The sequence below is a fragment of the Massilia sp. R2A-15 genome (assembly GCF_030704305.1).
Taxonomy (GTDB): Bacteria; Pseudomonadota; Gammaproteobacteria; order Burkholderiales; family Burkholderiaceae_D; genus JAFCUW01.
This window is the reverse complement of record NZ_CP131935.1, coordinates 47,293-60,423: the sequence shown is the minus strand read 5'-3', so window position 1 is coordinate 60,423 and position 13,131 is coordinate 47,293. Positions and strand designations below refer to the sequence as shown.

Sequence of the window (13,131 nt, the reverse complement as noted above, 5' to 3'; positions counted from 1 at the left end):
GCCCGCCAGCGCCTTCCACCGAAGTCAATTGTTGGGTCGACATAGTTAGGCGCTTCCAAGAAATGCCATCGCCTGCTCAATCGCTGCTTCGGCCGAAGCGCGATCGGTCCACCCAAGATTGGTGAAGACAACCCAAATACGGAAATCGTCCGGAGCTGTCGTAAACTTTCCGTTCGCCACTGGATATGAACGCTGAAGATTCACCGCTTCTTCAATATATGCCGAAGTGCTGAAGCGACCGCTCTTCGGGTCTAGGAGTGCATCGATTCGGAATCGACGGGTTTCACCACCGTACTGTTGGAAGAATACGACTGACTTTGCGACTTCGTAGAACTCGGAACATCCGCTGTAGCTATTCGGGTTTATCACACTTCATCCTTAAATAAATTTTCTTGTTGAGCTCAACGTTAGACCGCGCAGGCGCCGATAGCGGACCCCGTCACCTTACTTGTTCTTTCCCTCAGGCCTAATGACTTCCACAGAACCGCCGTATCACGGCCAACGCCACCCGCTCCGTGGTTAGAGTCGCTATACATTCCTATACATTCAAAATGCCGGAATAACGGCGAATAGCTGAATGATCATCCCCCCGCGCCCATCCACCGCGCTTGTCAACCTCGCTTCCCCATCCCGGCACAACGCGAATGAGCCAACGAACAACGGTGTCAAGTCTGCCATTCAGACACGGACTGGTCAGTATCACCCGTATAGGTCCATCTGCGCGATGTGCCTTGCGCAGTCGGCGCTAATTGGCAGTGTTGAAGCACCTGAGATGACAGAGGCCCTGTCGGAATGGCAGGCATGACCCCATTGCTCTTGTGAGCCCCTATTAACGGTTTTCGGAAAATTAAGAACTCATCTACGTCAGGGCGCCACTACGCCCATTTTAATAGCGATTTTGAGATTATTTGCATAATCTGGATCCCCTCTAGCCAACTCCCTTTCCGATCGATCGAGCATTTGTTCTTTAGAGCTCAGCAGTTGTGGCAACGCCTGGAATTGTCGCGACCGAAATTGAACATCGACCGGAATATTCTGCGCGTCTTTCGCGATGAACAGATTGTTTAAAATATTAACCATCGCACGCTCTTTCGAGACCGGACACGACACCGCAATCTGGCGAATTTTTGCAATTTCGTCCCTATCTTTAAAGGAGGAGAGAATAGATTCATCGGGGAAACAGACGAGCTCGCCTAACGGCATACTTACAGCCACCAAATCGGCTTTATACGAAATCATCCGCGCAATCTTTCGACGCCGCTCGGCATGGTTTTTAATTTCTGGGGCACGGATTATTGCATCGTTCAGCGCATAATAAATTCGCCTAATTTTCCCAAGGCCTTTTGCAAATTGCGCAATGGAAGCTAGCGATAACTGAGCAGTGTCGTGCAAGAGACCCCAGCCCTCTGTTCCATAAAAAATATAGACGATACAAGACTCAACTTTATTTGTATAAAAGCCATCAACTCCGTCATTGTAATTTGAACAACCGGCCCCGTCCTGGGAGATAGCTACATACATTCTCGTGTCCTCACGTTTCGTAGATTGGGTCTTGCTTTTTTGATTGGGAAGTGTCCTAAATGCGACAGCGAATCGACAAACTATCCCCGGAGTGTCGAAGGATGGGCTTACTAACCGCAATTAGAGAGCCCACCCCGGTGCTTTAGCTTTGGACGCTTACCTTATTTCGTTCCCATCAGCGTCGATCTTGTGCACTTCGCCCAGCTTCAGCTCGCGAATGCCCGGCTCGACCTTGCTCATGTCACCGACCACCACCCACACCAGCTTGCCCGGCATGAACGACTTAGCCGCCAGCGCGTTGGCCTGCTCCGGCGTCATCGCCATCACCGTGCCGGTGAAGTTGTTGTAGTAGTTTTCCGGCAGCTTGTACTGCAGGATGGTCGAGTACGCATTGCTCAGCTGCGAGGCCGATTCGAACGAACCCGGCAAGCCGAGCGTCTCGTTGGTCTGCGCATCGAGCAGCTCGGCCGCGGTGATCGGCTTGGCGCCGGCGATGTAGCCATACTCCGACACCAGTTCATGCAACGCTTCGCGCGTCTTGTCGGTCTGCACCGGCGAGCTGCTGACGAACAGCCGCTGGCCCACCGCCGGCGGCAACTGCGAACGCACGCCATACGACCAGTGCTTGTCTTCGCGCAGGTTCATGTTGATGCGCGAGCTGAAGCTGCCGCCGAAGATGTTGTTGACCACGCCCAGCTGCACCGCGTCCGGCGAGTTGCGCGGCGGCGCCAGCTGCACGCCGTAGATCACGCTCTGCAGCGCGCCCGGGCGGTCCATCAGGTACACCACGGTCTTGGCCGGCTGCTGCACTTCGACCACGTTCTTCTTCGGCACGTCGCCCGCCTTCCAGCCGGCAAACGCCTTCTCCAGCAGCGGAGTCAGCTCGGCCATCGTGGTGTCGCCCACCACCAGCAGGGTCGCGTTGTTCGGCTTGAACCAGGTGTGGTGGTACGCCACCAGGTCGTCGCGCTTGATCTTCGCAACCGCCGCTTCGGTGCCGGTGCCGGTCATCGGCAGCGAGTACGCATGGCCCTTGCCATACAGCAGGCCAGGAATCACGCGCAGCGCCATCGCGTTCGGATTGACCTTTTCGCGCTGGATCGCCGCGAGCTGGTCCTTCTTCAGGCGGTCGATCTCGTTCTGCGCGAACGCCGGATGCAGGATGATGTCGGCGTACACGTCGAGCGCCTTGGGCATCGTCGCCTTCAGCACGTCCATGCGCACGGCGGCGCCGTCGAGGTTGCTGGTGGACGAGAAGTTCGCTGCCAGCGCCTCGAACTCTTCGCCGATCTTCAGCGAGCTGCGGGTCGGGGTTCCTTCGCCCAGCATGCGCATCGACAGGCTGGCCACGCCCGGCAGCTCGGCCGAATCGGACGCGTAGCCGCTGTCGATCATCATGTTGAAGTTGACCACCGGCGCGGTATGACGCTCGGCCAGCACCACTTGCAGGCCGTTCGACAGCGTCGCCTTCTGCATCGGCGGCAGGTTCAGCGACTCCGGCTTGCCCATCGCCGGCTCCTTGCTGCGGTCCAGCTTGGCGGTGGTGGCCAGCGTGGTCGGGAACGGCTGCACCTCGAGCAGGAAGTCGCCGTCGCTGAGCCATTCGTTCATCGCCTGCTTGATCTGCGCCGGGGTGGCCGCCTTGATCGCCTTCAGGTAATCCTTGTAGCAATCCGGATTGCCGGTGTAGGTCTGGCACGAGGCCAGCAGGTCGCTCTTGCCGCCGAAGCCGCCGATGCGCTCGACGATGCGGGTGTAGCGCGCCAGCGACGCCGTCTTGGCCAGCTCCAGCTCGGCCGCGGTCGGGCCGGTCTTCATCAGGCTGCGCAGCTCTTCGTCGGCCGCCACTTCCAGCTTGTGCAGGTCGACGCCGGGACGCGCGGTCAGGGTCAGGCTGAACTGACCGGCGATCTCGGACGAATCGTCTTCGGCGATGGCCGCGGTGGCCAGCTGGTCCTTGTACACCAGGCGCTTGTAGAAGCGCGAGGTCTTGCCGCCGCCCAGGATGTGCGCCGCAAGGTCAAGCAGCGGCTCGGTCGCGGTGTGCGCGCCCGGCACGTTCCACACGCGGTACAGGCGCGCCTGAGGCACGCGGTCCTGCACGATGGTGCGGTGGGTGCCGGTGCGCTTGGCGATCCACGCCTCATGCTTGGCCAGCGGCGGGCCGGCCGGAATGTCGCCGAAGTATTTCTCAACCTTCTGACGCGCCGCTTCCGGCGTGATGTCGCCGGCCAGCACGATGGTCGTGTTGTTCGGGCCGTAGTTGGTCTTGAACCACTCCTGCACGTCGGTCATCGAAGCCGCGTCCAGGTCCTTCATCGAACCGATCACGGTCCACGAATACGGGTGGCCGGCCGGATAGGTGTTCTCGGTCAGCAGCTGGTACGCCACGCCGTACGGCTGGTTTTCGCCTTGGCGCTTCTCGTTCTGCACCACGCCGCGCTGCAGGTCCAGCTTCTTCTGGTCGAGCACGCCGAGCAGGTGGCCCATGCGGTCGCTCTCGGCGAACAGCGCGTAGTCCAGCATCGAGGTCGGCACGTTTTCGAAGTAATTGGTGCGGTCCTGGTTGGTGGTGCCGTTCAGGTTGGTCGCGCCGATGCGCTCCATCGCGGTGATATAGGTCTTGTTGAAGTTCTCGCTGCCGCTGAACATCAGGTGTTCGAACAGGTGGGCGAAGCCGGTCTTGCCGACCTTCTCGTTTTTCGAGCCGACGTGATACCAGGTATTGACGGCGACGATCGGCGCCTTGTGGTCCTCATGCACCAGCAGGGTCAGGCCGTTCTTCAGCACAAACTTGGTGTAGGGAACGTCGGGGATCGCGATGTCGACCTTGCCGGCAGCCGGCGCCGCGGCGTAAGCCAGCGGCAACATGGCGAGGGACGCCGCAATAATGCCGGCGCGGATAAACGTGGTCATGCTGTACCTCCGAAATGAACAAATGATGTCGGCCAATGCCGTGCGTCATTTTATTGCCATTTCGCCTAGGCAACTAGGAAATCTTTATATGCATACATCAGGTTCCGGCGCTGCGCACCTGCGCCGCAATCTCGAACGAACGCAGCCTCGCCTGGTGATCGAAAATTTGCGACGTGATCATCAGTTCGTCCGCACCGGTGCGCTGGACGAACGCCTCCATCGCGGTGCGCACCGTCTGCGGCGACCCGATCGCCGAGCACGACAGCACCTGCTCAAGCATCGCGTACGCCTGCGGATCCAGGTTCTCCAGATAGCCGGGCTTGGGCGGCTGCAGCTTGCCCGGCCGTCCCGTGCGCAGGTTGACGAACGCCTGCTGCATCGACGTCGCCAGCAGCCGCGCCTCGTCGTCGGTGTCGGCGGCGAACACGTTAAAGCCCAGCATCACGTACGGTTTGTCCAACTGCGCGGATGGCCGGAAGGTCGCGCGGTACAGCTCGATCGCCTGCATCATCTGCTGCGGCGCGAAGTGCGACGCGAACGCATACGGCAGGCCCAGCGCCGCGGCCAGTTGCGCGCCGAACAGGCTCGATCCAAGAATCCACAGCGGCACCTTGAGCCCGGTTCCCGGCACCGCCTTCACCTGCTGGCGCGGCGCGTCGGAAAAATAATCCTGCAGCTCCACCACGTCCTGCGGAAATTCGTCGGCATCCGATCCCAGGTTGCGGCGCAGGGCGCGCGCGGTCACCTGGTCGGAGCCCGGCGCGCGGCCCAATCCCAGCTCGATGCGGCCAGGATACAGCGACGCCAGCGTGCCGAACTGCTCGGCGATGACCAGCGGCGAATGGTTCGGCAGCATGATGCCGCCGGCGCCGACGCGGATGGTCTTGGTGCCGCCCGCGATGTGGCCGATCAGCACAGCGGTCGCGGCGCTGGCGATGCCTGGCATGCCGTGGTGCTCGGCCAGCCAGAAGCGCTGGTAATTCCAGCGTTCGGCGTGCTGCGCGAGGTCGAGCGAATTGCGGAAGGACTGGGCGGCGTCGCTGCCTTCGGCGATGGGGGCCAGGTCGAGTACGGACAAGGGAATCATGGTTTCTCGCTGCGAAAAGTAGATCAGGCATTCTATGCCCATCCATTCTTTCGTGTTGGCGAGCCCCCTGACGCGTTGTACCTGCGCAGGCAGTTACCCATGCTGAGCGAAGCAAAGAGTGCAAGTAAGCTCGGTATAGGTACCTGCCTGCGCAGGTACGACACAGTGCGGGGCTATTTCCACGCGGCCATGAACTGCACCGATATGTTATCGGCTGTATACTGAACGCCAGCGAACAAGCGTGAGGAGATACCCATGTCCATGAATCATCGCCGCTCATTTCTGAAAAGTTCCGCGATGCTGGCATCGGCGCTGACCGTCCCGGCCATCGGCCGCGCGGCCGATCTCGCCATGCCCAACGAGCGCACACTGCGCATGTACAACACGCACACCGGCGAATCGTTGAAAAGCACGTTCTGGGCCGAGGGCAAGTTCATCCCCGACGCCATGGCCGACATCAACAAGCTGCTGCGCGACCACCGCAACAACAAGATTGCCGAGATGGACCCGAAGCTGCTGTTCCTGCTCGACCAAGTCAGCCGCCAGGTCGCCGGCAGCCACGGCGTGGTCCACATCATCTCGGGCTACCGTTCGCCCGAATCGAACCAGTTGCTGCACGAGACCACCAACGGCGTGGCCAAGCACAGCATGCACCTCGACGGCAAGGCGATCGACGTGCGCATGCCCGGCACGGACCTGGCGATGCTGCACAAGGCTGCGCTGCACGCCGGTGGCGGCGGGGTCGGCTACTATCCCGACTCGCAATTCGTCCACATGGATACCGGCCGCCTGCGCCACTGGTAATGTCATTCCGCGCACTTTCTTTCGCCGCGCTCGTCGTGTTTCATGCGGCTGCGGCAGCATCGGGGTCTGGTCCTGCGGACCTGACCCCATCTTCAATGTCATCTGCAGCGATTAACATCGGGTCAGGTCCGCAGGACCAGACCCCGGCGCCGATTCCAAGCGTCACCGTGTCCGCCACGCGCGACCCGGTCGACAAGTCCTATCGCAAGATGATCAAGGGCATGGACCGCTTCGAACGCGAACATGCGCTCGCGCCCAATGCCACCCTGCGCTTCACGCTGCTGCCGCGCATCTCGCGAACTAAGATGACCGGCATCACCCTGCGCGTAGCCGGCGACAACATCACGATTCCCGTGCCGGTGGCCGAGGACAACAGCTTCGTCCTGCCGCGCAATGCGCAGGCGCTGCGCGAGGACGCCGCGGTGCTGGCCAACCGCAAGACCAACACCATGACCTGGCGCGTGGCGGTGCACACGCCCGGCCTGCCCGAAGGCGTCCGGCGCCTCGGCGACCTGCGGCTCGAATGCAAGGTCGGCATGGACGCCGGCCTGATCTCGAACAGCGCGCCGATCTTCGGCTGGCTGTCGAACATGCTCACCGATACCGACAAGGTCTGCGCCGACCCCGAGGGCAACTACCTGTTCTTTGCCGATCGCCCGATCTTCGGCGTCACGCTGCGCCACGGCGAGCGCACGCTGGCGCTGCCGTTTGCGCTGCTGTACGCCGCCGGCCAGCAGACCGCCGAGTCGCTGCCCTACTGCGACTGCCAGGTGCTGCTCGACCGCAGCTACTACGCGCCGGTCTGGGACAAGTCCTGGCCTGACGACACCCTGGTCGAGTTCGACTACATCGACAAACCGCCGGGAGAGGCGCCATGAAGCGGCTTGCGCTGGCGATGTGCGCGCTCTTGGCCGGCTGCGCCGTCACGCCCCAGGCCCCGCCCGGCACGGTGCTCAAGGCGCCTAACGCCGACCAGGCGGTGCAGGCGGGCGTGACCACCAAGGCCCAACTGCTCGCGCAACTGGGGCCGACCACCTCGATCCGCTTCGACAGCGGCGTCGAAGTGTGGCGCTACCTCACGCCAGGCGCCGGCGGCAATTACGGCGAGTTCGTCGTCGTCATCGACCCACATGGCATCGTATCGAAAACACGGCGGGCGGAGACCGTGTATCAGTGGCCACCTAAAAAATAGCAGATGGGGTCTGGTCCTGCGGACCTGACCCCAGCCTTTGGTCCGCGCCGCCGAATTTTGCCGAGGCGCGTAGAATGAAGAAACCTCACCGAAGCCCTGGTGTCTAACCCATTTAGGGACAGGCAGAAGTTTCATGGGCGCACACATCGTACAGTTCTACGAAGACGACACCTTCCTTATCAAGGGCTTGGTCGAATTCGTGGGCTCCGCACTCAAGGCCGGCGACACCGCAATCGCCATCGCCACCGGCGACCATCTGGCGCGCCTGGAAAAGGCCCTGCGCGGCCGCGGCCAGCTCGATGACGGCGCCGCCGCAACCCAGGGCCAGTACATGCGCCTGGAAGCCGACATGGCGCTGCCGCTGTTCATGGAAGACGGCCACCCCGACGAAACGCGCTTTCGCGACACCATCGGCAACGTCATCCTCGACGCCAGCGAATCGCACGCAGGCAAGCTGTTCGTGTTCGGCGAAATGGTGGCGCTGCTGCGCACCCAGCCGCGCTGCCAGCTGTGCCCGCCCGTCAAGCACGACGCGGCCGTCCACGTCGAGCGCTACTTCAACAACCTGATGCGCCATTTCGACTTCACGCTGCTGTGCGCCTATCCGCTGTCGGCCTTCCCTTCGGCCGAAGACATGGCCACCTTCCACGAAGTGTGCGCGCTGCACACCGACGTGGTGCCGGCCGAAAGCTACGATCCGCACACCGAACGCGAGTCGCTCCAGCGCACCATCGCCGGGCTGCAGCAACAGGCCCATGCACTGAGCCGCGAGGTGCACGACCGCCAGATGGTCGAGCAGGCGCTGCGCGAAGTGAACGTCGACCGGCTCACCGGCCTGCCCAACCGCAACGTGTTCCAGGACCGGCTCGACATCGACATCAAGAAGTCGCAGCGCAGCGGCCTGCCGCTCGCGCTGATGTTCATCGACCTCGACCACTTCAAGGAAATCAACGACACCCGCGGCCACGAAGCTGGCGACCTGCTGCTCAAGGCGGTTGGACGGCGCCTGCAGGGCCATGTGCGCGGCAGCGACACGGTCGCGCGGCTGGGCGGCGACGAGTTCACCATCACGCTGGCCGACCTGCACGACATGGCCTCCGTCACCGACATCGCGCAAAAGCTGTGCGAAGACCTTTCGCGGCCATTCATGGTCGGCGACGAGCTGGCCTACATTTCGGCCAGCATCGGCATTACCATCTTCCCGCGCGACGCCGACAACGCCGGCGACCTGCTGCGCAACGCCGACCAGGCCATGTACCGTTCCAAGGAGCGCGGACGCAACCGCTTCACCTACTTCAAGAGCAGCATGCAGGATGCCGCGCAAAGCCGGATGGCGCTGTCCAACGAGCTGCGCCGCGCGGTCGAGGCCGGCCAGCTCGAGGTGTACTATCAGCCGATCGTCGACATGAACACCGGCAAGATCCGCAAGGCCGAGGCGCTGGTGCGCTGGCGCCATCCGGACCGCGGCGAGATCAGCCCGGTCGAATTCATCCCGATCGCCGAGCGCACCGGCCTGATCTCGAGCATCGGCGACTGGGTGTACCAGCAGGCGCTGGCCAAGGCGCGCGACTGGCGCCACCGCGAGCCGCAGCTGACCATCAACGTCAACGTGTCGCCGCTGCAGTTCTACGAGGGCAACGGCGAAAATTGCCGCAAGTGGCTGGCCGAAGGCCACGCTCAGGGCAGCGCGGCGACCGTGCCCGAGATGGGCCTGGAAATCACCGAAGGGCTGCTGCTGTCCTCGGACGCCGACGTGCTCAAGCAGCTGCTGGCGTTTCAGCAGGCCGGCATCAAAATTTCGCTCGACGACTTCGGCACCGGCTATTCGTCGCTGTCCTACCTGCGCAAGTTCGCGCTCGACTTCCTCAAGATCGACAAGTCCTTCGTCTACAACCTCGAATTTGACGCCGCCAACGTGGCGCTGTGCGAAGCGATCATCGTGATGGCGCACAAGCTGGGCCTGCGGGTGATTGCGGAAGGCGTCGAAACGCGCCAGCAGGCCGTGCTGTTGCGCGAAGCCGGCTGCGATTTCGCCCAGGGCTTCCTGTTCGGCCACGCCGTGCCGGCCGCCGATTTCGAGGCGCTGCTGCCGGCCTAACCGAAGTGGGGGGTCTGGTCCTGCGGACCTGACCCCATCTTTGCATTCCGGCACATCAACAGTACAATCCGCGGGCGATAAACTCCTGCCCAATCGAAACTGATGACCAACAACGCCTCTCCCGAAGCCGTCGTCCAGCGCCAGCTAGACGCCTACAACGCCCGCGACATCGACGCCCTGCTCGCGACCTACGCGCCCAATGCGCGCCAGTTCGGCCACCCCGCCACCCTGATCGCCACCGGCCACGCCGAAATGCGCGACAAGATGGCCGTCCGCCTGGCCGAGCCGAACCTGCACGCGCGCCTGCGCCAGCGCGTCGTGATGGGCAACGTCGTGATCGACCACGAGGAAGTCACCCGCACCTTTCCGGAAGGCACGGGCCGAGTGGACATGGTGGCGATCTACGAAGTGGTGGACGGCCTAATCCAGACCGCCTCGGTCCAGGTCAGCAACAAGCGGCTGGATCCGGCCGCGGCAGACTAAGCCGGCATCGCCGCACGCCACCACACCTGGGTCCGACCCGGCGGGTCAGACCCTTCAGCGCCACCTCGCATGATCCGCCTGAGATGCTAGCGCGCGCCGCGCGCCTCTGCGCCGCGTAAAATGGGTTCAGGTCCGCAGGACCAGACCCCGACATTCGCTGGGAGGCTGTGATGCTGGTCGATCGCGCGCGCATGATGGTGTTGATACTGCTGGTGTCGCTCTCCGCGTGTGGCGGCGGAGGGGGCGGCGCCGGCGTCACCGGTCCGGACGCGCCACCCTTGCCGGCCCCAACGCCGACTCCGCTGGCCTTGTCGCTGAGCACGTTCGTCAGCGGCCTCGACAACCCGATCTTCATGGTCTCCCCGCCGGGCGACCAGCGCCAGTTCATCGTCGAGCGGCCCGGGCGCATCCGCATCCGCCAGAACGGCGCGGTGCTGGCCGTTCCCTTCCTCGACATCAGCGCCCGCGTGGCCGTCGCCGGCGAAGGCGGCCTGCTGTCGATGGCCTTCGATCCGCAGTTCGCCACCAACGGCCGCTACTACGTCTATTACACCGACGCCGCCACCGACATCGTCGTCGAGCGGCGCAACGTCTCGGGCAACCCCAACCTGTCCGATCCGACCTCGGCGCTCGAGATCCTGCGCATCCCGCACCCGAATTTCACCAACCACGTCGGCGGCCTGTTGGCGTTCGGGCCGGATGGCTACCTGTATCTCGGCACCGGCGACGGCGGCGGCTCGGGCGATCCGCCGCGCAATGCCCAGAACCTCGGCAGCGCGCTCGGCAAGCTGCTGCGCATCGACGTCAGCGCGGCCACGGCCGGCGCGCCCTACGCGATTCCCGCGTCGAACCCGTTTGCCGGCCAGGCCGGGCGGCGCGGCGAGATCTGGGCCTACGGCCTGCGCAACCCGTGGCGCTTCGCCTTCGACGCCGGCCGGCTGTACATTGCCGATGTCGGCCAGGGCCTGCGCGAGGAAGTGGACATCAACGCGGCGTCGCTGGCGGGCCTGAACTACGGCTGGAATATCTTCGAAGGCGCGATCTGCTACAACGCCTCCACCTGCAACAGCGCCGGCCTGACCGCGCCGGCGTTCGACTACGGCCATGATGCGGGCGCCTGTTCGATCATCGGCGGCTACGTCTACCGCGGCAAGGCGATTCCCGAACTGTCCGGCCGCTATTTCTATTCCGATTACTGCGCCGGCTTCCTGAAAAGCGTACTGTATTCGAGCGCCGGCGTCTCCGAGCAAACCGAATGGTCGGTGGCGAAAATCGGCAATGTCGTCTCGTTCGGCACGGACGCCGACGGCGAGCTGTATGTCATCGGCGCCAACGGCACGATCTACAAAATCGTTCGGGCCGGCGGATGACGGGGTAGAATTGCGGGCATGGCACGCTTACATCTCGACTTCCCCGAAGACCAGTACTATTACTCGACGCCGCTGACGGTCCGCGTGACCGACATCAACGGCGCCAATCATCTGGGCAACGACTCGATGATCTCCATGATCTCCGAGGCGCGCGCGCGTTTCCTGTTCGAGTTCGGCGTGCCCGAAACCGAACGTGACGGCAGCGGCATCATCGTCACCGACCTGGCCACGACCTACCGCGCCGAAGCGCATGCGCACGACCAGCTGCTGTTCGAGGTTGGCGTCATGGACTTCAACAAGTACGGGGGCGACATTACCTTCCGCATCACCCGGCCGCGCGACAAGAAACTGATCGCGATGGCCAAGTCCGGCTTCGTCTTCTTCAACTACAAGGTCGGGCAGGTGGTGGCCATGTCCGACGAATTCCGCTCCAAATTCCCCCGCGTGAACTGGCTGGATTAACTGCGGCTCGGGGTCCCGTCCTGCGGGACGACGGGGACGCCGAGTCCCCATATTGCGTTTGGCTGAGGCCGAAAATGGGGTCAGGTCCGCAGGACCAGACCCCTACCCGCAAAAATAGTTGGAACTTTTCGGCGTGCAAATGGGAATACCATTGAGAGCCACGCCATGACAACGACCACCGCCCCTTCCGACACCGAACTGCTGCGCCAGGCGCGCGCAGGCGCCGCCGCCTCCTTCGAGGCGCTGTACCTGCGCCACCAGGGCCCGCTGTTTCGCTACTGCGTGCTGCGCTGCGGCTCGGCCGACACCGCCGCCGACATCGTGCAGGAAGTGTTCATGGGCCTGCTCACCAACACCCTGCGCTTCGACCCATTGCGCGGCGCGCTGCAAAACTTTCTGTTCGGCGTCGCGCGCAACCTGGCGATGAAGCAGGACCGTCCCGTCGCCGCGCCCGACGACGAGGACGGCGAGCCCGCCGGCGACGACGCCGAGCCCCTGTATCGCATGCTGTGCAACGAGCAGGCCGCCGACGTGCGCCGGGCGCTGGCGCAACTGGCCCCACATTACCGCGACGTGCTGATCCTGTTCGAGATGCACGACCGCTCCTATTTAGAGATCGCCGCCATCTGCGGCATCGACGTCGGCACGGTGCGCTCGCGCCTGTCGCGCGCGCGCGCCGCCCTGGCCCAGCGCCTCGGCGCGCACCGCCCCGCAATCAACACCGCCGCCTGAGAGGCACGCCATGAACGATTCCGATACCCGCGACCCCGCCCTTCCCTCACCGTTCGACGCCCTGCGCGCGGAGATGGCCAGCCTCAATGCGCCGCGCGGCGTGCACAAGGAACTGATGGCCGCTTTCGCCGCGCAGCACAAGCCGCGCCGCTGGTATGAGGTCGCGCCGTGGCGCATCGCGGGCGCCTTCGGCACCGCCGCCGCAGTGCTGCTGGCGGTGCTGGCCGTGCCAAGGGCGCCGTTCCAGCCGGCCCGCGACGACAGCGCCTTCATCGCGCTCGACTCCTTCGAGCGCATCGCGCAGGACCCGGCGCCGCGCATGCTCGAGACCACCGTGCCGCGCACCGCGCTGGCCGCGCTGGGCGTGCCGGTCAATCCCGAAAACGCCGGCGACATGGTGCAGGCCGAAATGCTGGTCGGCTTCGACGGCCACCCGCTGGCGCTGCGCCTGGCATCCGAATAACCC

General features: G+C 63.6%; 13 protein-coding genes. 9 read left to right on the top strand and 4 right to left on the bottom strand.

Features of this window, described 5'->3' with window-relative positions; translation table 11 throughout:
* Positions 1–45 precede the first annotated feature (45 nt).
* The 4 genes from Q4S45_RS00250 to Q4S45_RS00235 form a co-directional block, all read right to left on the bottom strand.
* On the bottom strand, positions 46–369 hold the full coding sequence (locus tag Q4S45_RS00250; RefSeq protein ID WP_305508063.1) for a hypothetical protein: 324 nt from the start codon (positions 367–369) through the stop codon (positions 46–48).
* Between the two features lie 495 nt (positions 370–864).
* A complete protein-coding gene (locus Q4S45_RS00245; protein ID WP_305508061.1) occupies positions 865–1,521 on the bottom strand; it encodes a hypothetical protein in 657 nt (218 codons plus the stop codon).
* Positions 1,522–1,677: 156 nt separating this feature from the next.
* Entirely contained in the window at positions 1,678–4,437 is a 2,760-nt protein-coding gene (locus Q4S45_RS00240; protein ID WP_305508059.1) for a pitrilysin family protein, read from the bottom strand.
* Positions 4,438–4,534: 97 nt separating this feature from the next.
* A complete protein-coding gene (locus Q4S45_RS00235) occupies positions 4,535–5,524 on the bottom strand; it encodes an LLM class flavin-dependent oxidoreductase (protein WP_305508058.1) in 990 nt (329 codons plus the stop codon).
* A gap of 255 nt (positions 5,525–5,779) precedes the next feature.
* Between Q4S45_RS00235 and Q4S45_RS00230 the strand changes: the two genes are divergently transcribed.
* From Q4S45_RS00230 to Q4S45_RS00190, 9 genes are all read left to right on the top strand, one after another.
* Positions 5,780–6,328 (top strand): DUF882 domain-containing protein, encoded by a 549-nt coding sequence (locus Q4S45_RS00230; RefSeq protein WP_305508057.1) that lies wholly within the window; start codon positions 5,780–5,782, stop codon positions 6,326–6,328.
* A 95-nt stretch (positions 6,329–6,423) separates the two neighbouring features.
* Positions 6,424–7,206 (top strand): hypothetical protein, encoded by a 783-nt coding sequence (locus Q4S45_RS00225; protein WP_305508055.1) that lies wholly within the window; start codon positions 6,424–6,426, stop codon positions 7,204–7,206.
* Entirely contained in the window at positions 7,203–7,520 is a 318-nt protein-coding gene (locus Q4S45_RS00220) for a hypothetical protein (RefSeq protein WP_305508053.1), read from the top strand. Before Q4S45_RS00225 ends, Q4S45_RS00220 begins: the two co-directional genes overlap by 4 nt.
* A 133-nt stretch (positions 7,521–7,653) precedes the next feature.
* Positions 7,654–9,618: a bifunctional diguanylate cyclase/phosphodiesterase gene (locus Q4S45_RS00215; protein ID WP_305508051.1), complete on the top strand. Its 1,965-nt coding sequence runs from the start codon at positions 7,654–7,656 to the stop codon at positions 9,616–9,618.
* Between the two features lie 102 nt (positions 9,619–9,720).
* Positions 9,721–10,101 carry a nuclear transport factor 2 family protein gene (locus Q4S45_RS00210; RefSeq protein ID WP_305508049.1) on the top strand — a complete coding sequence of 127 codons (381 nt, stop codon included), beginning with the start codon at positions 9,721–9,723 and terminating at the stop codon, positions 10,099–10,101.
* A 170-nt stretch (positions 10,102–10,271) separates the two neighbouring features.
* The gene (locus Q4S45_RS00205; RefSeq protein ID WP_305508047.1) at positions 10,272–11,471 is read left to right on the top strand and encodes a sorbosone dehydrogenase family protein; all 1,200 of its coding nucleotides are present in this window, start codon (positions 10,272–10,274) and stop codon (positions 11,469–11,471) included.
* An 18-nt stretch (positions 11,472–11,489) separates the two neighbouring features.
* Positions 11,490–11,933, top strand: coding sequence for a thioesterase family protein (locus Q4S45_RS00200; RefSeq protein ID WP_305508045.1), 444 nt, complete (start codon positions 11,490–11,492; stop codon positions 11,931–11,933).
* Between the two features lie 165 nt (positions 11,934–12,098).
* On the top strand, positions 12,099–12,665 hold the full coding sequence (locus Q4S45_RS00195) for an RNA polymerase sigma factor (RefSeq protein WP_305508043.1): 567 nt from the start codon (positions 12,099–12,101) through the stop codon (positions 12,663–12,665).
* Positions 12,666–12,675: 10 nt separating this feature from the next.
* Positions 12,676–13,128, top strand: coding sequence for a hypothetical protein (locus tag Q4S45_RS00190; protein ID WP_305508042.1), 453 nt, complete (start codon positions 12,676–12,678; stop codon positions 13,126–13,128).
* Positions 13,129–13,131: the final 3 nt, after the last annotated feature.